General features: G+C 72.1%; 17 protein-coding genes. 9 read left to right on the forward strand and 8 right to left on the reverse strand.

Annotated features, from left to right (window positions below; all coding sequences use genetic code 11):
* The first annotated feature begins 18 nt into the window (after positions 1-18).
* The 3 genes from ACIBAE_RS21040 (at position 19) to ACIBAE_RS21050 (ending at position 2,709) form a co-directional block, all read left to right on the forward strand.
* A complete protein-coding gene (locus tag ACIBAE_RS21040; protein ID WP_399287609.1) occupies positions 19-471 on the forward strand; it encodes a DUF4442 domain-containing protein in 453 nt (150 codons plus the stop codon).
* A gap of 146 nt (positions 472-617) precedes the next feature.
* Positions 618-1,280: a DedA family protein gene (locus ACIBAE_RS21045; RefSeq protein ID WP_399287611.1), complete on the forward strand. Its 663-nt coding sequence runs from the start codon at positions 618-620 to the stop codon at positions 1,278-1,280.
* A gap of 202 nt (positions 1,281-1,482) precedes the next feature.
* Positions 1,483-2,709 (forward strand): cytochrome P450, encoded by a 1,227-nt coding sequence (locus ACIBAE_RS21050; RefSeq protein ID WP_399287614.1) that lies wholly within the window; start codon positions 1,483-1,485, stop codon positions 2,707-2,709.
* 157 nt (positions 2,710-2,866) lie between these two features.
* Here the strand turns inward: ACIBAE_RS21050 and ACIBAE_RS21055 are convergent, their stop codons facing one another.
* From ACIBAE_RS21055 to ACIBAE_RS21075, 5 genes are all read right to left on the reverse strand, one after another.
* Entirely contained in the window at positions 2,867-4,132 is a 1,266-nt protein-coding gene (locus ACIBAE_RS21055) for a cytochrome P450 (protein WP_399287617.1), read from the reverse strand.
* Positions 4,129-4,743 (reverse strand): GTP-binding protein, encoded by a 615-nt coding sequence (locus tag ACIBAE_RS21060; RefSeq protein ID WP_399287620.1) that lies wholly within the window; start codon positions 4,741-4,743, stop codon positions 4,129-4,131. The genes ACIBAE_RS21055 and ACIBAE_RS21060 overlap by 4 nt, the downstream gene beginning before the upstream one ends.
* Positions 4,724-5,083 (reverse strand): DUF742 domain-containing protein, encoded by a 360-nt coding sequence (locus ACIBAE_RS21065; protein ID WP_399287623.1) that lies wholly within the window; start codon positions 5,081-5,083, stop codon positions 4,724-4,726. Before ACIBAE_RS21065 ends, ACIBAE_RS21060 begins: the two co-directional genes overlap by 20 nt.
* Positions 5,080-5,499, reverse strand: a complete 420-nt coding sequence (locus ACIBAE_RS21070) for a roadblock/LC7 domain-containing protein (RefSeq protein ID WP_399287625.1) — start codon at positions 5,497-5,499, stop codon at positions 5,080-5,082. The genes ACIBAE_RS21065 and ACIBAE_RS21070 overlap by 4 nt, the downstream gene beginning before the upstream one ends.
* Positions 5,500-5,618: 119 nt before the next feature.
* Entirely contained in the window at positions 5,619-7,289 is a 1,671-nt protein-coding gene (locus tag ACIBAE_RS21075) for an ATP-binding protein (protein ID WP_399287627.1), read from the reverse strand.
* A gap of 513 nt (positions 7,290-7,802) precedes the next feature.
* On the opposite strand from ACIBAE_RS21075, the gene ACIBAE_RS21080 reads away from it, so the two are divergent.
* Both ACIBAE_RS21080 and ACIBAE_RS21085 read left to right on the forward strand, forming a co-directional pair.
* On the forward strand, positions 7,803-8,375 hold the full coding sequence (locus ACIBAE_RS21080) for a helix-turn-helix domain-containing protein (RefSeq protein WP_399287630.1): 573 nt from the start codon (positions 7,803-7,805) through the stop codon (positions 8,373-8,375).
* A gap of 225 nt (positions 8,376-8,600) precedes the next feature.
* Positions 8,601-12,404 carry a S8 family serine peptidase gene (locus ACIBAE_RS21085; RefSeq protein ID WP_399287633.1) on the forward strand — a complete coding sequence of 1,268 codons (3,804 nt, stop codon included), beginning with the start codon at positions 8,601-8,603 and terminating at the stop codon, positions 12,402-12,404.
* Between the two features lie 142 nt (positions 12,405-12,546).
* Here the strand turns inward: ACIBAE_RS21085 and ACIBAE_RS21090 are convergent, their stop codons facing one another.
* Positions 12,547-12,954 (reverse strand): CoA-binding protein, encoded by a 408-nt coding sequence (locus ACIBAE_RS21090; RefSeq protein WP_399287635.1) that lies wholly within the window; start codon positions 12,952-12,954, stop codon positions 12,547-12,549.
* Positions 12,955-13,183: 229 nt separating this feature from the next.
* Between ACIBAE_RS21090 and ACIBAE_RS21095 the strand changes: the two genes are divergently transcribed.
* The 3 genes from ACIBAE_RS21095 (at position 13,184) to ACIBAE_RS21105 (ending at position 18,144) form a co-directional block, all read left to right on the forward strand.
* Positions 13,184-13,810 (forward strand): YigZ family protein, encoded by a 627-nt coding sequence (locus ACIBAE_RS21095; protein ID WP_399287637.1) that lies wholly within the window; start codon positions 13,184-13,186, stop codon positions 13,808-13,810.
* Between the two features lie 156 nt (positions 13,811-13,966).
* The gene (locus ACIBAE_RS21100) at positions 13,967-15,133 is read left to right on the forward strand and encodes an exonuclease SbcCD subunit D (RefSeq protein WP_399287639.1); all 1,167 of its coding nucleotides are present in this window, start codon (positions 13,967-13,969) and stop codon (positions 15,131-15,133) included.
* Positions 15,130-18,144, forward strand: a complete 3,015-nt coding sequence (locus tag ACIBAE_RS21105) for an AAA family ATPase (RefSeq protein WP_399287641.1) — start codon at positions 15,130-15,132, stop codon at positions 18,142-18,144. The genes ACIBAE_RS21100 and ACIBAE_RS21105 overlap by 4 nt, the downstream gene beginning before the upstream one ends.
* Positions 18,145-18,271: 127 nt before the next feature.
* Here ACIBAE_RS21105 and ACIBAE_RS21110 read toward each other — a convergent pair whose 3' ends face one another.
* Both ACIBAE_RS21110 and ACIBAE_RS21115 read right to left on the reverse strand, forming a co-directional pair.
* Positions 18,272-19,954: a DUF885 domain-containing protein gene (locus ACIBAE_RS21110; RefSeq protein ID WP_399287644.1), complete on the reverse strand. Its 1,683-nt coding sequence runs from the start codon at positions 19,952-19,954 to the stop codon at positions 18,272-18,274.
* A gap of 663 nt (positions 19,955-20,617) precedes the next feature.
* Positions 20,618-22,045 (reverse strand): GNAT family N-acetyltransferase, encoded by a 1,428-nt coding sequence (locus ACIBAE_RS21115; RefSeq protein ID WP_399287843.1) that lies wholly within the window; start codon positions 22,043-22,045, stop codon positions 20,618-20,620.
* 608 nt (positions 22,046-22,653) lie between these two features.
* Here ACIBAE_RS21115 and ACIBAE_RS21120 point away from each other — a divergent pair.
* Positions 22,654-23,421 carry a GntR family transcriptional regulator gene (locus tag ACIBAE_RS21120; protein ID WP_399287648.1) on the forward strand — a complete coding sequence of 256 codons (768 nt, stop codon included), beginning with the start codon at positions 22,654-22,656 and terminating at the stop codon, positions 23,419-23,421.
* The last annotated feature ends 16 nt before the right edge of the window (positions 23,422-23,437 follow it).

A 23,437-nucleotide genomic window follows, 5' to 3' on the forward strand; every position in this document is an offset into this window, starting at 1 on the left:
GTGGGTAACATCATGCTCATGAGCGCTGATCAGATGTCCGTCGGCGACATGCTCGCCGCCACCGTCCCCATGGTCAGGACCCTCCGGCTGGAGTTCCTGGAGACCACCGCGGAGCGTGCCGTCCTCCGGCTGCCGGACCGGTCCGACTTCCACAACCATGTCGGCGGACCGCACGCCGGCGCGATGTTCACGCTCGCCGAGTCCGCGAGCGGTGCCATCGTGCTCGCCGCCTTCGGCGACCAGCTCCACCGGGCCGTTCCCCTCGCTGTCAAGGCGGAAATCGGCTATAAGAAACTCGCCATGGGACCCGTCACGGCCACCGCGACCCTGGGCCGGCCGGTGGCGGAGGTCGTCGCGGAGCTGGACGCCGGAGAGCGCCCCGAATTCCCCGTGTCCATCGCCCTCACCCGCGAGGACGGCGCCGTCACGGGCGGGATGACCGTCGTGTGGACCCTGCGCCCGAGCTCCTGACCAGCCGGATCTCCGCCCTCCGGCCCCTTGGGCACCCTGACGTCCGGCATCCGGCCACCAGGTAGGCTTCCCGGCGGGCGCCCGCGTGGCGCACGCCGGGCCCGTGGCGGCCCGGGGGTGGACAAGGATTGACGGAGGAACCGGCTGTGCACGTCCAGGAGTGGCTCGAGACGGTTCCGGCCGTCAGTATCTATGTCCTCGTGGCGCTGGTCATCGGGCTCGAAAGCCTCGGCATCCCGCTGCCGGGCGAGATCGTCCTCGTCAGCGCGGCCCTGCTCGCCTCCCAGCACGGCGACCTCAACCCGTACATCCTCGGCGCCTGCGCCACGGCCGGAGCGATCATCGGCGACTCGATCGGCTACGCCATCGGCCGCAAGGGCGGCCGTCCGCTGCTCGGCTGGCTCGGGGCCAAATTCCCCAAGCACTTCGGCGAGGGCCAGATCGCCCTGGCGGAGCGGTCATTCGAGAAGTGGGGCATGTGGGCGGTCTTCTTCGGCCGCTTCGTCGCCCTGCTGCGTATCTTCGCGGGACCGCTCGCGGGCGTGCTGCGCATGCCGTACTGGAAGTTCCTGATCGCCAACGTACTGGGCGGGATCGTCTGGGCCGGCGGTACGACGGCGGTCATCTACTCGGTGGGTGTGGTCGCCGAGGCATGGCTCAAGCGTTTCTCCTGGCTCGGACTGGTGCTCGCCGTGCTCATCGGGCTCGTCTCGATGCTCGTCCTGAAGAACCGTGCCAAGAAGGCCGCCGCGCGGGCGGAGTCCACGCCGGCGACGGCCGAGCCGGACGCCGTCCCCGCCGCCGACTGACCGGCCGGCCACCCCTTCCCCGCAGACCGAGCCGCCCGGACGCCGGGCGGCTCGGTGGCATGCGCACCGGCGCCGTCGACGCCTCCCATAGCGCACCCGACGCCAGGTCGGCCAAGAGTTGGCTGTTTTTGGCGACGAATGATCAATAACCTTGTAGGTGTGGCCCGTTGCAGCTCGGGCCAGTGCCGATCGAGGGAGCTTCATGGCCACTGCACAGCAGGTCCCCGACATCCTGTCGCCCGAGTTCGCCGAGAATCCCTATCCGGCCTACCGCGTGATGCGGGAGACCGCTCCGCTCTTCTGGCACGAGGCCACCCGGAGCTATGTGATTTCGCGGTACGACGACGTCGAGCGGGCTTTCAAGGACAAGGAGTCGGTGTTCACGACCGACAACTACGACTGGCAGGTCGAGCCCGTACACGGGAAGACGATCCTCCAGCTCAGCGGACGGGAGCACGCGGTGCGCCGGGCGCTGGTCGCCCCCGCCTTCCGGGGCAGCGACCTCCAGCAGAAGTTCCTGCCGGTCATCGACCGCAACGCCCGCGAACTGATCGACACGTTCCGGCACACCGGCTCCGTCGACCTGGTGGAGGCCTTCGCCACCCGCTTCCCGGTCAACGTCATCGCCGACATGCTCGGCCTGGACAAGGCCGACCACGTCCGGTTCCACGGCTGGTACACCGCCGTCATCAACTTCCTGGGCAATCTCTCCGGCGACCAGGAGGTCACGGCAGCCGGCGAACGGACCCGTGTGGAGTTCGCCGAGTACATGATCCCGATCATCCGGAGCCGGCGGGACAACCTCGGCGAGGATCTGCTCTCCACGCTCTGCGCCGCCGAGGTCGACGGCGTACGGATGAGCGACGAGGACATCAAGGCGTTCTGCAGTCTGCTGCTCGCCGCCGGCGGCGAGACCACGGACAAGGCGATCGCCAGCATCTTCGCGAATCTGCTGCTGCACCCCGAGCAGCTCGCGGCCGTACAGCGGGACCGCACCCTGATCGACCGGGCGTTCGCCGAAACCCTCCGGTTCACCCCGCCGGTCCACATGATCATGCGTCAGACCGCCAAGGACGTCGAGCTGAGCGGCGGCACCATACCCGCGGGCGCCACGGTCACCTGTCTGATCGGCGCGGCCAACCGCGACGACTCCCACTACCAGGAGCCGGACACCTTCAACATCTTCCGCGACGATCTGACCACCACGACCGCCTTCTCCGCGGCCGCCGACCACCTGGCCTTCGCCCTCGGACGGCACTTCTGCGTCGGCGCCCTGCTGGCCAAGGCGGAGGTCCAGACCGGCGTCAACCAACTGCTCGACGCCATGCCCGACGTCCGGCTGGCCGACGGGTTCGACCCGGTCGAGCAGGGAGTGTTCACCCGCGGACCGCAGTCCCTGCCGGTGGTCTTCACCCCCGTCACGGCATGACGGCGACCGCCGGGCCCGAGAAACCCCCGGGCCCGGCGGCCGGCCGCACCGCACGGCTCTCACCGCACCGGTTCGCCGCCGTGTCGGCGCACCACCCTTTTCACCGCGGCCTGTTCACCGCAGTCCGTTCACCGCAGTCCGTTCACCGCGCCCCCGTTCACTGCACCACGGGGGTGAACCGCACCGGCAGCGCGTGCAGACCGCGCATCCAGATCGAGGGCCGCCAGGTCAGCTCGTGCGGTTCCACGTCCAGGACCACGTCGGGCAGCCGCTCCAGCAGCGTCTCGATCGCGCTGCGGGCGATCACGTCGGCCAGCAGCGGAGCCGGGTACGGGCAGCGGTGCTCACCGTTGCTGAAGGAGAGATGCGCCGAGTTCTCCGCGCCTATGTGCCCCTCGGGCCAGATCTGCGGATCCGTGTTGGCCGCCGCCAGTCCCAGTACCAGGCAGTCGCCCGCCTTGATGTGCCGCCCGCCGAGCTGGGTGTCGCGCACCGCCCAGCGCCCGATGAAATTCTGCGTCGGGGTGTCCAGCCACAGCACCTCGTTGAGCGCCTGGCCGACGCTGAGCCGGCCGCCGGACACGTTCAGCGCGAACCGGTCGTCGGTCAGCAGCAGTCGCAGGGTGTTGCAGATCCAGTTGGCCGTCGGCTGCTGGGCGGCGGCGATGATGGTGATCAGGTCCTTGACGATCTCCTCGTCCGTCAGCCCGGCCGGATGGTTCAGCATCCGGGACGTGATGTCCGCGCCCGGCGCGTTCCGCTTCTCCTTCACCAGCTGCTCGATACGGTCCTGCACCCGCAGATAGGCGGCGACCGGGTCGTCGCCCTCGGCGGCGTCCACCGTGAGCCGCAGGTCCCGTACGAGATCGTCGGTGTCCACGCCGTCGGTCGGCATGCCGCAGAGCACGACGACCGCGCGCATCGGCAGCGCGTACGCGTAGCCGGTCATCAGCTCGGCCTGGCCGCTGCCGGCGAAGGCGTCGATGAGCCCCTCGGCGATCTCCCTGCACACATGGGCGAGTTCGAACTGATCCGCCCCCTCCAGTGCTTCGGTGATCACCCCGGCCCGCCGCTGGTGCTCCGCGCCCTCGGTGAACATGACGGACGGCTGATAGCCGACGAACGGCATCAGCGGCCAGTCGGCGGGGATGGCGTCCCACTGGTTCCAGCGCCGCGAGTCACGGGCGAACAGCTCGTCGTGGCCGGTGACGTACGAGACCTCGGAGTAACCGAGCACCAGCCAGGCGGGTACGTCCCCTTCGAGCAGGACCGGGGCGATCGCGCCGTGTTCCCTGCGCAGGTTGCGGTACAGCTGGGACGGGGTCTGCTGGTATTCCAGCCCGCTCAGCGGTACCGCGCCCGCGTGTGCGGGGCAGCCCGGTGGCGGGGCCTGGTCGGACGAGGGTCCTGCGGGTTCGGTCATGGGGTCATCTCCCGTGCCATGGCCAGTTCGTAGAGGTGGTCCACGAGGGTGATCAGAACGTTCTTGCCGGAGGAGCGCACCCGCGCGTCGCAGTCGATCAGCGGGACGTGCTCCGGCAGGGACAGCGCCTGCCGGATCTCCGCGAGCGAGAAGGCCGAGGCGTCGTCGTCGAAGCGGTTCACCGCGACCACGAAGGGCGTCTTGTGGTGCTCCAGCCGGTCGATGGCGTACCAGGACTCGCTCATCCGCCGGGTGTCGACGAGGACGACCGCGCCCAGCGTGCCCGAGAAGAGCCGGTCCCACAGGAACCAGAACCGCTCCTGGCCCGGCGCCCCGAACAAATAGAGCACCATGCGCTCGTTGAGGCTGATGCGGCCGAAGTCGAAGGCCACGGTCGTGGTGGTCTTCGTGGTCAGCCCGGCCGTCTCGTCGACGCCGACCCCGGCCTGGGTCATGACCTCTTCGGTGTTGAGCGGACGGATCTCGCTCACCGACCGGACGAGTGTGGTCTTGCCGACCCCGAACCCGCCCACGACGACGATCTTCAGCCCCGTCTCGGCGGCGTCGGCCAGCGGCGTACGCGCGGGCAGTTCAGAGATTGCGGAGTCCATGGAGCACCTCCTTCAGGAACGCGGAGTCGGGCAGCTCGGCGACCGAGCGTGCCGCCCGGGGATGCCGAGCGGTGATCTTGCCCGTCGCCAGCAGATCGCCGAGGAGGATCCGTACCACCATCACCGGCAGCCGCAGCTCGGCGGAGATCTCGACGACCGCCGTGGGATGACGGCACAGGCCGAGGATCCGGACATGCTCCGACTGCATGCCCGGCGCCGGTTCGCACTCGCTGACGATCAGGGTGACCAGGTCGAACGTGTCGTCGTCGGCGCGGCTGCGGCCACCGGTGACGGTGTACAGCCGGTCGGGATCCCCCGTGTCGACGGGCCGGCGGGTCATGACGGGGAACTCTCCTGGACCGGTGTGCGCGGCTCGGCCCGCAGATGCTCACCGATCTGTTCGACCAGCTCGGTCATCTGGTGGCCCACCACGCCGGGGTCGGCGCCGTCCTCGGCCACGACCGCCAGGTGGGCCCCGTCGCCGGCCTCGACGATGAACAGCAGTCCACCGTGGAACTCGGTCATGGAGTGCCGTACGCCGCCGGTGCCGTTGCCGAACTCGACCGAGGCGCCCTGTGCGAGCGCCTGGATCCCGGAGCAGATGGCGGCCAGCTGGTCGGCCTGGTCGAGGGTGAGATGACGGCTCCAGCAGAGCTTCAGCCCGTCACGTGAGAGCACCAGGGCATGACGCGTCCCGGGGGTGCGTTCCAACAGGCTCTCCAGGAGCCAGGTCAGGCTGTTGTCAGTGGTCTGCATGGTGTGCGTGGGGCGGGTTATGCCCGGTAAGCCGGTCACCAGCCCGTGCCTCCAATCTCGCGTTCTGGGTGGGGGGTGCGGGCGCCGATCCCCCGGGCGCCGTACGGGAGAGCGTGCCGTTACTCGCGGGGAGTCCCGGGCCTGCTGTCGGGGGAGCGCCGCGCGCGGTGGAAGGCCCCGAACTGGGAGCCCGCGTCGCGGGGCGGCCCCGCCGTCCCGGTCTCCGTGTCCGGCTGCGGCCTGCCCCGGTCGGCGGCGGCCATGGTGCGGCCGGGCGGACGCACCGGGAGGCCGTTGGGCGTCGCCACCCGGGGGCCGCCCCCCGGGGCGGACGGGGAGGGGAGGACGGCCGGCGCCGACGGGGCGGACACGACCGGAGGTGACGCCTGCGCGGGTACGGTCGCCTCCGGGGCCGGGCGCCGCAGGGACTGCTCAGGAGCCATACCGCGCTGCTGGGCGAGAAGCTGGGGCGGGAACAGCACCACGACGCCGGTGCCACCGCGCGACGACGGACGGTAGTTGACGCTCATGTGGTACTTGGCGGCGAGCCGGCCGACCACGGCGAGACCGAGCCGGGTGCCCTGGAGCAGGGCCAGGTCGGTGACCCGTCCCGACACGGACTCCTCGGCCCGCCGCATCGCGGCGTCGGCCATCTTCAGGCCGCTGTCCTCGATGGTCACCACGATGCCCGCGGTGCGCTCCTCGACGTAGACATGGACCTCGTCGATCGGTGGCGAGAAGTTCGCCGCGTTGTCCATCAGCTCGGCCAGCAGGTGCATCACGCCTTCGGCGGCGAATCCGGCGATCGCGGCATTGCTGGAGCAGTGCAGCCGGACCCGCTGGTAGGCGGCGATCCGGCCGACGGCGCCGCGCAGGATGCTCTCCATGCCGATCGGCTTGTTCCACGCACGGCTCGCGCGGCCGCCCATCAGCAGCGCCAGCCGGTCGGTGAGCAGCCCGAGCTGGGAGGTGTTGTGGTCGAGCCGGAGGAGGTCTCCGAACACCTCTTCGCCGTGCCGGTCCTGCATCTCGCGCAGATCGGCGAGCATGCTGACGGCCTTCGCCTGGACCCGGCTCAACGCCTTGGCGCTGGCCGCCTGGGCGGCGGCGGCCCGCCGCTCACTGGTGGCGAAGTCCCGGACCAGCGAGTCGACCAGGATCCGCAGCCGCGGGTCGGCGGGCGGCTCGATGGTGGCGAGCACGGTGTCCGCCGAGCCGCCGGAGCGCAGCCCGCCGATGGCGGCGGGCAGCGTCTTCGTGGTCAGCAGGTCCAGGTCGTCGGCCGCCTGGGTCAGCCGGGCCACCGCGGTGTCGCGGTCGGTGGCCGCCCGGGACGCGCGCAGCTCGGAGGAGGCCACCTCGGTGGCGAACACCTGGAGGACGCGCCGCAGCTGGGGGTCGGAGAGTGAGGGGGTGGCCGCGAGTGCCTCCTCCGCGCTCGCGCCGTCGCGCAGCCGCTTGACGACCGTGGGCAGCGTGACGTTGAGGAGGTGGGCGGAGTCCGCGCCGGCCTGGGCCAGCTGGGTCTGCGCCGTCCTGATCTCACTGTCCGCCGAGACCGCGCCGCGCCGGCCGCGCCGCAGCAGCAGCGCGGAGGTCACGACGGCGGCCGCCACACAGAGCCAGGCGGCCGCGGCGGTGGCGGTCACCCAGGTACGGGCCGGCGTGGGGGCCAGCGCGGCCACCGTGGCACCGGCCGCGCCGGCCACGACCAGCACAGCCAGGGGCAGGGCGAGCGACGAGCGTGTTTTGCGTATGCGGTGCGGACTGGGGGCGACAGGCACTGACATTCCGCGGTCCCTCGGTACTTGAGTGCGGGGGGAAACAGACCGGCCGACCAGCGCGCTTCGGCCGCACGGGCGGGATCGGACACCGATGGGGACGGCGATCTTCCGCACCACATGTGGCGCTCATGCTAGCCACGGGAAGGAGCGCGGAAGGCCCAGGAACGGCCGGAGCCCACACAACGGAGGAGTTCGTCCCGAAGTCACCCGTCGGACACGGACGGCATGGTAAGCGGGGTGCCCGCACAGGGCCGTGTCCTCTGCGCCCGCTGGGCGTACGGCCCAGCCCGTACGGACGTCGTGGTCGCCCGTACGGCCCTGGGCGCCCCTCCTGACGTGACGTCAATGTCCGCTGTGGTCAACTGATTTCAGCCAACCCTTGCTGTTTCGACGGCCTGCTCGACCGCCTGATCGACGGCCGGATGCCCGTCCACGGTGTGTTGCCGGCGGGGGCGAACGCCGTGGTGGGAGGCGCAGTACAGTGCGATGAACGGTTTCATTGAATATATTGGACGGAATGTGTCGGATCTCGACCAGCTCACCCAGTCGCTCGCCCGCAACCTCAAGCGCTGGCGAAGCGAACGCGGCTTCACGCTCGACGCCCTGGCCGCCCGGGCCGGGGTCAGCCGGGGCATGATCATCCAGATCGAGCAGGCCCGTACCAATCCGAGCGTCGGTACCACGGTCAAGATCGCCGATGCTCTCGGTGTCTCCATCGCCACGCTCCTCGACCACGAGCAGGGCCCGCAGGTCAGGATCGTGCCCGAGAGCCAGGCCGTACGGATGTGGTCCACCCCGGCCGGCAGTCGCACCACCCTGCTGGTCGGCGGCGAGGCCCGGGGTCCCGTCGAGCTGTGGTCCTGGACGCTGGAACCGGGCGAGGGCAATGCCTCGGACCCGCATCCGCCGGGCACCGTCGAACTGCTCCATGTGACCGCCGGTGAGCTGACGCTCGTCGTGGACGGCGCACCGCATCCCGTGCCGGCGGGCGCGTCGGCGGCTTTCGAGGCGAACGTCCCGCACGCCTATCGCAACGACGGCCCGGATCCGGTCGAGCTGATCATGTCCGTCTCCATCCCGCCGGGGCGCTGAGTCCGGGCGCGAAGTCCACGGCACCGATCGGTCCACCGAGGCGGTGCATCGAGGCGGATCACCGAGGCGGTTCACCGATTCGGGCGCCGGTCGGAGGATGCTCGCCGGTGAGCCGGTGGCGCATATGTGCCATGCGCATCTGCGACAGCCGTACAGGTTGGAATAGAACGTCTACCACCTCAAGAATGCGAACAAACGTTCCTTGTTCAAACGTGAGGAAGACACGTGCCCAGCATTCCGAGAAGTGGCCTGCGGCTGACCGCACTCGCCACCGCGGCGGCGCTGCTGTCCATGGTGCCGGCGGCATCAGCTTCGGACACATCGTCAGGCATTCGCTCCGGAGCAGCTCTCGGGGCGGCCCTTGGAGCGGCCCCCGTGGCCGCCGCGTCGGGGAAGCCCCGGACGCTCACCCTGATCACCGGCGACCGGGTCACCGTCACCGGTGGAGCGGGCGGCGCGGTCAACGCCTCCGTGACGGACCCGCAGGGCCGCCAGGTCCCGGTCTACCGGACCACCGAGGACGGCGACACCTACATCTACCCGCTGCACGCGATGCGCTACGTCTCGGCGGGGGTGCTCGACAAGGCCCTGTTCAACGTGACGAAGCTGCTGGCCGACGGCTATGACGACACGCACACCGACCGGCTGCCGCTCATCGTCACCTACGGCTCGAAGGCCAAGGGCGCGCAGGCGGTGCCGAAGGGGGCGACCAGGACCCGGACGCTGTCCAGCATCAACGGCGCGGCTCTGAGCACCCCGCACGACCGGGCGGCCGACCTCTGGTCGTCGCTCACCGGTGGCGCGGCGACGGCCTCCGGCCTGGCGGACGGCGGCCGAGCCGTACCGGGTCTCGGTTCCGGCATCGCCAAGGTGTGGCTGGACCGCAAGGTCAAGGCCACCCTCGCGGACACGACGGCGCAGATCGGGGCCTCGAAGGTCTGGGCGGCCGGCAACACGGGCAAGGGCGTCAACGTCGCGATCCTCGACACGGGCATGGACGTGGGCCACCCCGATCTGACGGGGAAGGCCGTGGCGACCGCCGACTTCACGAACGTCGGCGGCCCCGGCACCGGTTTCCGTACCGGCGCCACCGCCGTGACGGACCGCGTCGGCCACGGCACCCACGTCGCCTCCACGGTGGCCGGTACCGGCGCGGCGTCGGGCGGCAAGGAGAAGGGCGTGGCGCCGAGCGCCGGGCTGATCATCGGAAAGGTGCTGGACGACACCGGCGCCGGCCCCGAGTCGTCGATCCTGGCCGGCATGGAGTGGGCCGCCCGCGACCAGCACGCCAAGATCATCAGCATGAGCCTGGGAGCCGGGCCCTCCGACGGCAGCGACCCGCTGAGCCAGGCCGTCAACGACCTGAGCGCCGAGACCGGCGCGCTGTTCGTCATCGCCGCCGGCAACAGCGGCCCCTCCGGCCAGACGGTCGCCAGCCCCGGCACCGCCGACGCGGCACTCACCGTCGGAGCCGTCGACGGCTCCGACCAGCTGGCCGGCTTCTCCAGCCGCGGTCCGCGCTTCGGCGACGGCGCCGTCAAGCCCGAGATCAGCGCTCCGGGCGTGGACGTGCTGGCCGCCCGCTCGCAGGACTCACCGGGCACCGGCTCGTACGTCACCATGAGCGGCACCTCCATGGCCACCCCCCATGTCGCCGGAGCCGCCGCCCTGCTGGCGTCGGCCCACCCCGACTGGACCGGCCAGGAGATCAAGAGCGCCCTGGTCAGCACCTCCAAGAAGCTCCCCGCCATCGGCGCGTTCGGCACCGGCGCCGGCCGGCTGGACGCCCAGGCGGCGACCGCGGCCGGCGTCTTCGCCACCGGCACCGTCTCGGCCGGTGTGTACCAGCTGCCGTTCGCGGCGAACGCCACCGCCGACCGCAAGGTGACCTACACCAACAAGTCCGCTTCCCCCGTCACGCTCGACCTGGCGGTCGACGCCCCCCGCGCGCCGCGCGGGCTGTTCACCCTCTCCGCCTCCCGGGTCACCGTGCCGGCCCGTGGTACCGCCCAGGTGACGGTCACCACCCAGCTCAAGGCCGCCGCCGCGGCGGGGAACTACGACGGGCAGATCACCGCGTCGTCCGCCGGCGCCGTGCTCGCGCACTCGGCCGTCGCCGTCGCCGTGGAGCCCGCCCAGCGCAACGTCACCATCGTGACGAAGGACCGCTCAGGAAAGGCCGTACCGGCCCTGCTGCGGCTTCAGTCGGGCACGGGTGAGGGCGACACGTACTTCTGGTCGAGCGCCGGTCCGGAGACCGTACGTCTGCCGGACGGCCCCTGGGCCGTCAGCGCCCTGGTCGAGGTGCAGGGTGCCCACGGGCAGAGTTCACGCGGCCTCGCGCTGCTCACCGCGCCCCGGGTGGACCTGAAGGGTGACACGACCCTGACCCTCGACGCCCGCCAGGCGAAGAAGGTGACCGCCGCCACCCCGAAGCAGAGCACCACCACCCAGCTGCGGGTCGACTACCGGTTCATGTTCGACGCCACCGGCGACGCCGGTGCCATCTACAGCGGCTTCACGGTGGGCTCGTCGTACGACAGCCTGTGGGCCCTGCCCACCGGTAAGAAGGTCACCGGCGGCTCGTTCGAGATGCGCGTGCGGTGGCGCAACGAGCAGCCCGCCCTGAAGATCTCCTCCCGGTACCAGGACCTGGACGACCTGCTGGTGGTCCGGGGCAGGACCCCGCTTCGCACGGGCACCAAGAACGAGAAGGCGGTCTTCGCGGGCGAGGGCTCGGCGGCCGACTACAAGCGCCTGAAGGTCAGTGGCCAGGTGGCCGTCGTCCGGCGCAGCGCCTCCGTGACGCCCGCCGCGCAGCAGGCCGCCGCCGCGAAGGCCGGTGCCAAGCTGCTGCTCGTCGTCAACGACGGGACCGGCCGCCTCGACCTGTGGGACGAGAACGCGGGCAGCCCGCCCGTCACCACCGCCTCGCTCGGCTACGACGAGGGTGAGCAGCTGATCCGCCGGATCCGGTCCGGCCAGGACAAGTTGTCGGTGACCTCGCACGCCACCACCGACTATCTGTACGACCTGGTGCACATCTTCGACGGAGCGGTGCCCTCGGACCCGACCTACCGGCCCCGGGCGAAGGACCTCACCCGCGTCAACGTGTCGTTCCGCAACTACCGCCAGGCGGACGCCAAGGACTTCCGCTACGACGTCTGGCCCGGCGAGGGAAGCCTCGTCGGCGTCGGCACGGAGCTGCCGCGCCCCGCGCAGGGCGACCGCACGGACTGGGTGTCCAACGAAGGCCAGGTGAAGTGGGCCGAGGCCGCGACGGTGATCGGTGAGGTCCGCGAGACCGCGCCGGCCCGCACGTACCGCAACGGGACCACCGTCTCCAACCAGTGGTTCTCGCCGATCCAGCGTCCCCGTCTCACCTACCCCGGTAACCTGGGCGGCTCGGTGTTCCGCTTCGACAACGGCCTCTTCGCCGTCGTTCCGGGCTGGGGCGACGCCGGCGCGGGCCGGGAAGGCTGGGCCGTCACCCCCGACGTGCGCCAGACCACCTCGTACTACCTCGGCAACACCCTGCTGGGCTCCAGTGGTGAGACCTCGTCGTACGTGGACGGCCTGGGCTCGGACAGCCGCCGCTACCGCATCGTCAGCGAGCAGTCCCGCGGCAAGTGGAAGAACCCCTACTCGGTCAAGACCCGCACCGAGTGGACCTTCAACTCCGCCGCCGGCCCGCAGTACAAGGTCGTACCGCTGCCGCTGATCCAGCTGGACTACGCCGTCGACACCGACAAGGCGGGCAAGGCCGCGCGGAACGGCAAGCTGACCCTGAGCGCGTCGCACATGGTGGGCCAGCCCAGCTCCGACACGATCCGCACGGCCACCCTCGACGTCTCGTACGACGACGGGGCCACCTGGCAGAAGCAGCAGCTCACCAAGGTGAACGGCGGCTGGCGCGCGTCCCTCAAGGCCCCGAAGAAGGCCACGTTCGCGACGATCCGCGCGACCGCCACGGACACGCAGGGCAACGCCGTCAGCCAGACGGTCACCCGGGCGTTCGGCCTGAAGTAACCGGTCACACGGGCAGGTCGTCCGGTACCCGCCGACCCCGCGTTCGCGCGGGGCCGGCGGGTACCGGCGTCAGAGGCCCGTGCGGACGAAGCTCCGCCGGGGCCCGGCACAGGCTGATCCGACAAGATCGCCTGGACACGCCCTAGGCGAGAGAACCGATCTCGATCGCCGGGCAGCGGTCCATGACCATGTCGAGCCCCGCCTCGCGGGTGCGCTCGTACGCCGCTTCGTCGATCACGCCGAGCTGGAACCAGACGGCTTTCGCCCCGATCGCGACCGCCTCGTCCGCGACCTGACCGGCCAGCGCGCTGTTGACGAAGACGTCCACGACATCGACGGGGAAGGGAATGTCGGCGAGCGACGCGTAGCCCTGTTCGCCGTGGACCGTCTCGGCCTTCGGGTGCACCGGCACGACCCGCTTGCCGAAGCGCCGGAGGGTCTCGGCGACCCCGTAGGCCGCCCGGCCCCGGTTGTCCGACAGGCCCACCACGGCCCAGGTGTCACCGGTCGAGGTGAGGATTCTGGCGATCGTCTCTGTGTCCGCGTACATGTCGGCTCAACGGGCCGCCGGCCCCGGCCATTCCCGGGAGGCCCGGCACGCTCAAGGTCCTTGCCGTCCGGTCTTGCCGTTCGGCCGGACAGGACCGGCCGGACAGGACCGGCCGGACAGGACCGGCCGGACAGGACCGGCCGGACAGGACCGGCCGGACAGGACCGGTGGGACAGGACCGGCCGGACGGGGCAAAGACCGCCGGGAATGACTCGTCTAGGCTGGCCTGATGCAGGAGCAGTACCGGACCGTCGCCCGCGCGGGCGTGCACGAGACCGAGATCAACCGGTCGCGCTTTCTCTGCGCGCTCGCGCCCGCCGCGACCGAGCGGGAGGCGCAGGAGTTCGTCGCGCGCGTCCGCAAGGAGCATCCGACCGCCGGCCACCACTGCTTCGCGTACGTGATCGGCGCCGACGCCTCCGTACAGAAGGCGAGTGACGACGGCGAGCCGGGCGGCACGGCGGGGGTGCCGATGCTGCAGATGCTGATGCGCCGGGAGGTGCGGTACACGGCCGCCGTCGTCACCCGCTACTACGGCGGCGTCAAGCTCGGCGCCGGCGGGCTGATCAGGGCGTACGGGGGAGTGGTCGGCGAAGCGCTGGACGCCGTCGGCACCCTCACCCGGCGGCGCTTCCGGCTCGCCACCGTCACGGTCGATCACCAGCGGGCGGGGAAACTGGAGAACGATCTGCGCGCCACCGGACGCGCCGTGCGCGAGGTGCGGTACGCGGAGGCGGTGACGATCGGGATCGGTCTGCCGGACAGCGACGTGGACGGCTTCCGCGCCTGGCTCGCCGACACCACCGCCGGGACGGCCGCGCTGGAGCTGGGCGGAGAGGCGTACGGGGACGCCTGAGCCCGCCCATGGCATGAGGCGCCCCGGGCAACCGGTGTCGATCAAGCGCCGAAGGGCGTTAGCGTGGTCCGGGCCGAACGCCGAACGAGGGTCCGGCACCGGCCACGACGGGTGGCCACCAGGGCGGGGAGAGAACATGCAGGTCGGAGCCGCGTCGTGAGGTTTCTCCATACATCGGACTGGCATCTCGGACGGTCGCTCCACCGGGTGAGCCTGCTCGACGCGCAGGCCGCGTTCCTCGACCACCTCGTGGCGAGCGTCCGTACCCACGACATCGACGCGGTCCTCGTGGCGGGCGATGTCTACGATCGCGCCGTACCGCCGCTCACCGCCGTGGAACTCTTCGACCAGGCCCTGCACCGCCTCGCCGAGGCCGGCGTACCGACCGTGATGATCTCCGGCAACCACGACTCCGCCCGCAGGCTCGGCGTGGGCGCGGGACTCTTCGAACGCGCCGGCATCCACCTGCGCACCGACCCGGCCGGCTGCGCCACCCCCGTCCTGCTCTCCGACACCCATGGCGAGGTCGCCCTCTACGGTCTGCCGTACCTCGAACCCGCCCTGGTCCGGGACACCTTCAAGGCGGCGAAAGCCGGACACGAAGCGGTGCTCGGCGCCGCCATGGAGCGGGTACGGGCCGACCTCGCGACACGCGCCCCCGGCACCCGCTCCGTCGTCCTCGCGCACGCCTTCGTCGCCGGAGGCACACCCAGTGACAGCGAACGGGACATCACCGTCGGAGGGGTCGCCGCCGTGCCCGCCGGGATCTTCGACGGCGTCGACTATGTCGCCCTGGGACATCTGCACGGCGCCCAGACGATCACCGAGCGCGTCCGGTACTCCGGCTCCCCGCTCGCCTACTCCTTCTCCGAGACCACCCACCGCAAGACGATGTGGCTGGTGGACCTGGGGCCACACGGCGAGATCACGGCCGAGCGGCTCGACTGCCCGGTACCGCGCCCCCTGGCCCGGCTCCGGGGCCGGCTCGACGACCTGCTCGGCGATCCTGCCCTGGAGCGCCACGAGGAGTCCTGGGCGGAGGTGACCCTCACCGACCCGGTACGCCCGCCGGAGCCGATGGCGCGGCTCGCCGGGCGCTTCCCGTACACGCTCAGCCTGGCCTTCGACCCCGAACGGGCGGACGACGACCCGCTCGCCTCGTACGCCCGGCGCCTCGCGGGCCGCACCGACCAGCAGATCGCGGAGGACTTCGTGGCCCACGTCCGGGGCGGGTCAGGCCCCGACGCGCGGGAACGCACCGTGCTGCGCGGCGCCTTCGACGACGTACGGGTCGACGACGCCGTGCGCGAGGTGGCCCCGTGAGACTGCACCGGCTGGCCGTCACCGCCTTCGGCCCCTTCGCCACCACCCAGGAAGTCGACTTCGACGTACTCTCCACCGCCGGGCTCTTCCTGCTGCACGGCCCGACCGGCGCCGGGAAGACCTCCGTTCTCGACGCCGTCTGCTACGCGCTGTACGCCGCCGTACCCGGCGCCCGCCAGAGCCCCGGCGCCTCACTGCGCAGCGACCACGCCCCGGCCGGGACCCACACCGAGGTCCGCCTCGAACTGACCGTGGGCGGACGGCGCCTGGAGATCACCCGGCGCCCCGCGCAGCCGCGCCCCAAGAAGAACGGCAAAGGATACACCACCGAGCGGGCACAGAGCCTGCTGCGGGAGTACGACGCGGACGGCGGCGCCTGGCGGGCGCTGAGCAAATCCCACCAGGAGATCGGTGAGGAGATCCATCAGCTGCTCGGAGGGATGAGCAGGGAGCAGTTCTGCCAGGTCGTCCTCCTGCCGCAGGGCGACTTCGCGCGCTTCCTGCGCGCCGACGCCGAAGCGCGCGGCAAGCTCCTCGGACAGCTCTTCGACACCCGCAGGTTCGCCGCCGTCGAGGAACGGCTCGCCGAGCTGCGCCGCACCGCCGAGCGGGAGGTACGCGCCGGGGACGACCGGCTCCTCGGCATCGCCCAGCGCATCGCCCAGGCGGCGGGCGCCGCCTCGGCCGCGCCGCTGCCCGACCGGCAGCCGGGCGATCCCGGGCTCGCCCCCGCCGTCCTGGAATGGGCGGCACTGGCCCGCTCCGCCGCCCACGAGCACGCCGACATCGCCGAGTCGGCGCTGTCCGCCGCCGAGAGCCGGGCGGCCGCCGCCCGGATCGCGCTGGACGCGGAGCGTGAACTGGCCCGCCTTCAGGGGAGGTTCGCCGAAACCCGGCTCCGCGCGGGGGCCCTGGAAGCCCGCCGCCCCGAGCACGAGCGGAACAGGATCCGGCTGGAGCGCGCCCATCAGGCGGAGCTGGTCGGCCCGGCCCTCGCCCTGCGGGATGACGCGGAGCGCGCACAGCACGACGCGTCGGCCGCTCACGGCCGTGCCAGGGACCAGCTGCCGCCCGGCCTCGCCGACGCCGGAGCGGACCAACTCGCCGCGCTGGAAAGGTCCATGCGCCAGGAGCTCGGGGCGCTCGACGCGGCCCGGCGTGCCGAACGGCGCAGCGCGGAGATCACCGATGAGCGCGCGGAGCTGGACCGGCAGGCGCGCGCCGACGAGGAGATCCGCCAGGACGCGGCGGGCTGGCTGGCCGGCTGGGAGCCGGCGCGCCGCGCGCTGCGGGACCGTATCGAAGAAGCCCAGGAGGCTGCCACCCGAGCCGAACACCTCGCGGGGCAGCTCGACCCGGCCCGCCACCGGCTCGCGGCGGCCCGGCGCCGTGACGCCCTCGAAACGGCGGTCGCGGACGCTCAGCACCGGCTGACCGCCGCCCAGGCCGGCACCCTGACCACCAAGGCCGCCTGGCTGGACCTGCGGGAACGGCGGTTGCACGGCATCGCCGCCGAACTCGCCGCCCGGCTCGCCGAGGGGGAACCCTGCGCGGTCTGCGGCTCCGCCGACCACCCCGCGCCCGCGCGCCCCACGGACGGTCAGGTGGACCAGGCGGCCGAGGACGCCGCCCTCGCCGCATATCAGCGCGCCGAACAGGCCCAGGGCGAGTGCGAGCGGGAGCACGCGGCCGTACGCGAGGAGTACGCGGCGGCACATGCGGCGGCCGGAACGGCGCCCCTCGCCGAACTCGCCTCCCTCACCGGCCGGTTGGAGCGTGAACACGCCGCCGCGCACGGCGTCGCCGCCGGTACGCACGCGGCCCGCGAGGCCCTCGCGCACGCCGAGCGTGAGCACGAGGACCGGCTCGCCGCCCAGCACGACGCCGAACGGCGCGTCGTCGCGCGAGCCTCGCGGCGCGAAGCCCTCGAACGTGAACAGGAAGCACTGCGAGCCGAGTTGACCCGGGCCAGAGGAGACGCGGACAGCGTCGCCGAGCGCGCGTCACAACTGGAGCGCCGGGCCCGGTGGCTCGCCGAGGCCGCCGGGACCGTACGCGCCGTCGACGCCGCCGCGCTCCGCCTCAAGGAGGCGGACGACCGGCTCGCCGACGCCGCCTTCCGGGCCGGTTTCGACACCCCGCGCGCCGCCGCGGACGCGCTGCTCACCGACACCGCCCGGCGCGAACTCCAGCACCGCCTGGACGACTGGGGAGCCGAGGCCGCCGCGATCGCCGACCGGCACGCCGAACCGGAGACGAAGGCCGCCGCCGAGCGGCCGCCCGCCGCCCCCGACGCCGTGCGGGCCGCCCAGGAAGCGGCCGAGCGCGCTTTGCGCGACGCGTCGTCCGTCCGCGCCACCGCCCATGACCGCCGTGCCGAACTGGGCAGGCTCTCCCGGGCGGCCGGCGAAGAGGTACGCCGGCTCGGCCCGGTGCGCGAGGAATACGACCGGGTGGCCCGCCTCGCCGGCCTGACCGCGGGCACCTCCGCCGACAACGAACGCCGGATGCGCCTGGAGTCCTACGTCCTGGCCGCCCGCCTGGAACAGGTCGCCGCCGCCGCCACCGTACGGCTCCAGCGCATGTCCTCCGGCCGTTACGCCCTGGTCCACTCCGACGCCAGGGCGGGCGGGCAGCGGCGCTCCGGCCTCGGACTCCAGGTCGTCGACGCCTGGACGGGCAGCGCGCGCGACACCGCGACGCTCTCCGGCGGCGAGACGTTCTTCGCGTCGCTCGCCCTCGCGCTCGGTCTCGCCGATGTCGTCACGGACGAGGCCGGCGGCGTACGGCTGGACACCCTCTTCATCGACGAGGGCTTCGGCAGCCTTGACGACCAGACGCTGGACGAGGTCCTGGACGTGCTGGACTCGCTGCGCGAACGGGACCGCAGCGTCGGCATCGTCAGCCATGTCGCCGATCTGCGCCGCCGTATCCCGGTCCAGCTGGAGATCGTCAAGGACCGGCACGGCTCGGCGATACGGCACCGCGCGGGCCGGACGTCAGCGGGCTGAGCGGGCCGCCCGCCCTGTGCTCCGGTGTTGACCGGCCCGCCCTGTGCTCCGGCCCTGACCGGCCCGCCCGGTGCTCCGGTGCTGACCGGAAGGGATACTTCCGGTCAGCACCGGTACGGCCCGATCGTCAGAGCCGTGACAGCTCGTCCACCAGATCGTCGAGACCCAGCGACCCCTGCGAGAGCGCCGCCATGTGCCAGGCCTTCGCGTCGAACGCGTCGCCGTGCCGCTTCCTGGCGTTCTCCCGGCCCAGCAGCCACGCGCGCTCGCCCAGCTTGTAGCCGATCGCCTGGCCCGGCATCGACAGGTAGCGGGTCAGCTCGCTCTCCACGAAGTCAGCGGGCCTGCCGCTGTGATTGCCGAAGAACTCCTCCGCCAGCTCCGGGGTCCAGTGCTCGCCCGGATGGAACGGCGAGTCCGTCGGGATCTCCAGCTCAAGATGCATGCCGATGTCCACGATCACCCGGCAGGCACGCATCATCTGCGCGTCCAGATAGCCGAGCCGGCGCTCCGCGTCGGGCAGGAAGCCCAGTTCGTCCATGAGCCGCTCCGCGTACAGCGCCCAGCCCTCCGCGTTGGCGCTGACCTGGCCGACCGACGCCTGGTAGCGGGAGAGCTGGTCGGCCACATGGGCCCACTGGGCGATCTGCAGATGGTGGCCGGGGACACCCTCGTGGTACCAGGTCGACACCAGGTCGTACACCGGGAAGCGGGTCTCGCCCATGGTCGGCAGCCAGGTACGGCCCGGGCGCGAGAAGTCCTCGGACGGACCGGTGTAGTACGGGGCCGCCGGCCCGCCGGGCGGAGCGATGCGGGACTCCACCCGCCTGACCCGCTCGGCGAGTTCGAAGTGTGTGCCGTCGAGTGCCTCGATCGCCTCGTCCATCAGGTTCTGCAGCCAGTCCCTGACCTCCTCGACGCCCTCGATGTGCTTGCCGTGCACGTCGAGGTGGGCGAGCGCCTCCCAGGGGCCCGCGCCCGGCAGGATCTTCTCGGCCTCGGTCTTCATCTCGGCGAGCAGCCGGTGGTATTCGGACCAGCCGTACGCGTACGCCTCGTCGAGATCGAGGTCGGCGCCGTTGAAGTAACGGGCCCAGCGGGCGTACCGCTCACGGCCCACGGTGTCGGACGCGTTCTCGACGGCGGGGGCGTACACCTCGCGCATCCAGTCGCGCAGCTCGGCGACGGCCGCGGTGGCCTGACGGGCGGCGCCGTCCAGTTCCTCGCGCAGGCTCTCCGGGCCGGCCGCGGCGAACTCCTCGAACCAGCCGCGTCCCTCGCCCGCCCAGTCCGTCAGCTGGCCGATGAAGGTCGCGGTGGGCCGCGGCCCGGCCGGCAGCTTGCGTTCGAGGCCGAGCGCCAGTGACTCGCGGAATCCGGCCAGCGCGAGGGGCACGGCCCACAGCCGGGCGGCGACCGCCGCCCAGTCCTCGTCCGTCTCGGTCGGCATCACGCTGAAGATGCCGCGCACGCTGTGCGCGGGCGAGTGGATGTTGCTGATGCCGCGCAGCCCCTCCTCGGCCTCGTGGACGGCGAGCTCGGCTGTCAGGCGTTCGCGCAGCAGCCGGCCGCAGCGGCGTTCGGCGTCGCTGTCCGCGCCCGGCAGCGTCTCGGCCTGGTCGAGCCGGGCGAGGGTGGCCCGGATGAGGTCGGCGAAGGCTTCCTGTCCGGCCGGCGAGTAGTCGGGGAGGCGACGGGAACTCTCCGTGACACCCAGGTAGGTGCCGGTGATCGGATCGAGTGCGATGAGTTCGTCGACGTAAGCGTCGGCGACCTGGCGGGGCAGCGCGCTGCCGGCTGTGTCTGACATGCGGACATCCTCTCGAAGAGGGGACCCCCACGTCACATCATCGGACCGTGCGTGCCGGTCGGTATGGCCGATGAGAGCGGCATCGGCGGGGCCGTGATCCCGAGGCCGGAGGATCAACCGGCTCTCGACGCGGGCCGCTTCGGGCCGTGAGGTGGACGCTTCCGGAACCAGCCGCCGCGGATCCGCCGTGTCCGCCACCGCCACATGCACCGGACAGTCGTCGGGAGCGGTGCGGGAACAGCGCCGGCGACTCGGGGGGCCTTCGGATCGGCTCCGCGAAGGGAGGGGTCAATTCCCTGCGGTGCGGCCGGACCTGGAGGGAGAGCCGACTGCCGGACTCCGGCCGAATTTGGCCGGATCGAGGCGCGGTCGGTGCCCCGTGACCCGGCCGGCTCCGCGCGGTCGCGCCGGCCGGTCCGGACACGGAGCTTTCGCCGTGTCGCCCGGTGGGTGCGCGGGGCATCCCGCCGGGCGACGGAGGGCGTGCGGCCGACCACCCCGGTCAGCCCCGGCAGCGGGGACTCACCCATCCGGCCCCGGCCTCCATCAGCCACCGCGTCGTGGCCGAGAGAGACCGGCGGTCGGCCTGGAGGACGTCGAGGATCTCCGGCGGGATCTCGGTGGGATCTCCGGTGGGATCCCGGCGGGATCTGAGCGGAGCGCTCAGCGATCGGCCTGCTCCTGAGGGGACAGTCCCGCGTTCCCGTACGGCGGGGGCGACTGCGGGGCCGTCGTCTCGGGCAGGGACGCCGTCTCCAGCCGGGCCGTGATGACCAGGGTGCCCTCCTCGATCTGGTAGTCGAGCGGCAGGCCGAGGCTCCGCATGGCCGCGACCATGCCCGTGTTGGACGCCTGGGTGACGGCGTACACGCTGCCGCAGCGCGCCTCGGCGGCGAGGGCGATGAGCCGGCCGAGGAGCTCGGAGCCGATGCCGCGCCGCTGCCAGCCGTCCTCGACGATCAGTGCGACCTCGGTCTCGTCACCGTCCCAGAGCAGATGCCCGAGGGCGACCAGGCGGCCGTCGGTGGTCTCGACGGCGAGGGTGCGCCCGAAGCGGGGGCTGAGCAGATGGTTCAGATAGCGGTCCGCGTCGCCCACCGGGCCGTGGTAGCGCAGGCCCAGGGTGCGGTCGGAGCAGCGCCCGTGCAGGGCGAGGGCGGCGTCGAGGTCGTCGTGGTCGGCCCGCCGGACGGTGATCTCCTGGCCGGCCGGGAGGGTGAGTACGTCCTGGCCCCGGGGCATACGCGGGCCGAGCCGGGCGTCCAGCTCGACCAGCGCGCGGGCGCGGGCGAACTCGCTGGGGGTGAAGGGGAGATACGGCCGTTCGACGGTGATGCTGCCGCCGTTCGGGTCACGCAGGCGCATCGACGTCCCGTCGAGCACACCCTCGACGGGCGCGATCTCCCCGGCGGGACGGCCGGTGATCGATACGGCGGGCCGCGAGTGGATCGTGCAGCGGCCGAGCAGCTGACGCAGCGCGAGGGGAAGTTCGGCGGCGTCCAGGGCGGTACGGGTGGCGAGGCCGAGGACCCGGGTCGGGGTGTCCACCAGATCGTGCGCGTCGGCGCGCTCCATCCAGGTACTGCTGCCGCCGGCGGCAGCGATCTCGCGGGTGAGGTCCTTCGCCTGGAGCGCGGCGGGCGCGCGCAGCAGGAACTCGTCGACCGTGCCGTGGGCCAGCGGGTGTGTCTGCAGGGTCAGGATGTCCACCCGGAGTGCGGCGAAGACCGCGCAGAGCGCGGCGAGGCTGCCGGGTTCGTCCCGCACGGTGGTCCGCGTCCGCCACAGCGCGGTCTCCGCCGGGCCGGCCGTGGAGTCCACGGCCGGCCCGGCGGCCGCGGACCCGGTAGTGGCCCCGCCACCGTGCGGTGCCGGTGGGGCGTGGCTGTGTTTCCGTGCCCACCAGGTGTGGAAGGCGGCCGTGGCGATCAGGGCCACGGCGGAGGCGACCAGCAGAAAGGCGCCGTCGGATTCGTGCGCGATCAGGTTCGCCACGGCGTCGGCGACGGCCACGGCGGTGAACAGGGCGGCGAGCTCGACGAGGTCCCGCCGCCAGTGGTGCGGACGGCGGACACTCTTCGCAGATGTCACATCGGTCATGACCTCACTCTGACGCAGTGGTGTTGCGTGATCACGAACGGTTTGTGACTGATGGGTTAAAGATGGATCTGTTCCCTTTTGAGTTATTCTCGGCCAATTTTGGCGCGGAGTGTTCGCCTCATCGGGCGCGCGGTGGTCAGCGCGGTCAGTGCGCGAGCGCCGGGCTCCCCGGCCCGAGGGGGCGGTTGCCGGCGGGTCCGGAGGGAGCTGTTCGCGGGGTCGTACGACATCGAAACGCCGTCCTGTGAGGGTGGGGGCGGGGGTGCCGTGCCATACCTGGCGCCCGGCGGCGGCCACCACGCGAATCCCCGGTGGACAACCGTCACTCCGGTGCCCGTGAGGCGTGAGTGACGGCGGAACGGGAACCGGGGGAAGCGCCGTGTCCGAGCCGGACGCGGGTCCTCCGCCGAGGTGCCTCACCAGCGTAAGAACGTCCTGTGAACACCCTGCGCCGGACGAGGATTTCCCTCGGGTGCCGGCGCAGGATTGGTCTTGACCAACGGGATGAGCCGTCCTATGGTCAATAGTTAGTGCAAGAACCTTTAATAAACAAGGGCACGGAAAACCCGCCGGGGACACGGCGATTGCGGAGGATCAGGGTGGGGACCACGCAGCTGGAAGCAGTGCCGGAGCCTAAGTACTGGCACCTCAAGACCGTGCTCGGCCGAGCGCTCGACTCGGACTTCGCGGTGGGGGAGGTCCTGCCCAACGAGCGTGAGCTGGCCGCCCGGTTCGGAGTCGCCCGCGCCACTCTCAGGCAGGCGCTCGAACAGCTGGAGCTGGAAGGCCGCCTCCAGCGCCGCCGGGGCGTCGGCACGACCGTCGCACCACCGCGCGTGGGCGTCGACGTCTCCACCACCCAGCACGAATGGCCCGGCGCCGCCCAGGACGCCTGGCAGCCCATCGACTCCACCACCGCGCCCGCCCCCGCCGGTGTGGCCCGGCTGCTGGAGACGGAGGCCGAGGAAGCGGTCCACACCGTCCGCCGGATCCGCATGACACACGGTCAGTCCGTGGCGGCCGAGCTGCTCTACGTACCCTCGTCGTCGGTGCCGGAGCTGTCGGCCATCGACGCGCCCTCAGGACCCGCCCGCGCCCGGGGCATCCTGCGTGAACTGCAACGGCTCGGCCTCGACGGTCAGGACCGCGCGGTGGAGCTGGGCTCGGCGCGCGCGGACGACGCCAAGGAGCTGGACCGGCTCCCCGGCGCTCCTGTCCTCGTCGTCACGACGCGCTACATCGTGGCGGGCCGCACCGCCGCCGTCTCGGTGGCCACCTACCGCGCCGACACCTGCCGGCTCACCTTCGGGGACTCCGGTGACCTGGAGATCAGCGACCAGCAGCCGCAGGCACGCCGGGCGTCCTGACCTTCCCGTGACGCGG

The organism is Streptomyces sp. NPDC051569, assembly GCF_044454085.1.
In the GTDB taxonomy this organism is placed as follows: domain Bacteria; phylum Actinomycetota; class Actinomycetes; order Streptomycetales; family Streptomycetaceae; genus Streptomyces.

Excerpts from the sequence above, each read along its gene's own strand:
- ACIBAE_RS21095 (WP_399287637.1), top strand. The coding sequence starts at position 13,184 with ATGCAGGAGCAGTACCGGACCGTCGCCCGCGCGGGCGTGCACGAGACC.
- ACIBAE_RS21090 (WP_399287635.1), bottom strand. The coding sequence starts at position 12,954 with ATGTACGCGGACACAGAGACGATCGCCAGAATCCTCACCTCGACCGGT.
- ACIBAE_RS21060 (WP_399287620.1), bottom strand. The coding sequence starts at position 4,743 with ATGGACTCCGCAATCTCTGAACTGCCCGCGCGTACGCCGCTGGCCGAC.
- ACIBAE_RS21050 (WP_399287614.1), top strand. The coding sequence starts at position 1,483 with ATGGCCACTGCACAGCAGGTCCCCGACATCCTGTCGCCCGAGTTCGCC.
- ACIBAE_RS21055 (WP_399287617.1), bottom strand. The coding sequence starts at position 4,132 with ATGACCGAACCCGCAGGACCCTCGTCCGACCAGGCCCCGCCACCGGGC.
- ACIBAE_RS21075 (WP_399287627.1), bottom strand. The coding sequence starts at position 7,289 with ATGTCAGTGCCTGTCGCCCCCAGTCCGCACCGCATACGCAAAACACGC.
- ACIBAE_RS21040 (WP_399287609.1), top strand. The coding sequence starts at position 19 with ATGAGCGCTGATCAGATGTCCGTCGGCGACATGCTCGCCGCCACCGTC.
- ACIBAE_RS21070 (WP_399287625.1), bottom strand. The coding sequence starts at position 5,499 with ATGCAGACCACTGACAACAGCCTGACCTGGCTCCTGGAGAGCCTGTTG.
- ACIBAE_RS21110 (WP_399287644.1), bottom strand. The coding sequence starts at position 19,954 with ATGTCAGACACAGCCGGCAGCGCGCTGCCCCGCCAGGTCGCCGACGCT.
- ACIBAE_RS21065 (WP_399287623.1), bottom strand. The coding sequence starts at position 5,083 with ATGACCCGCCGGCCCGTCGACACGGGGGATCCCGACCGGCTGTACACC.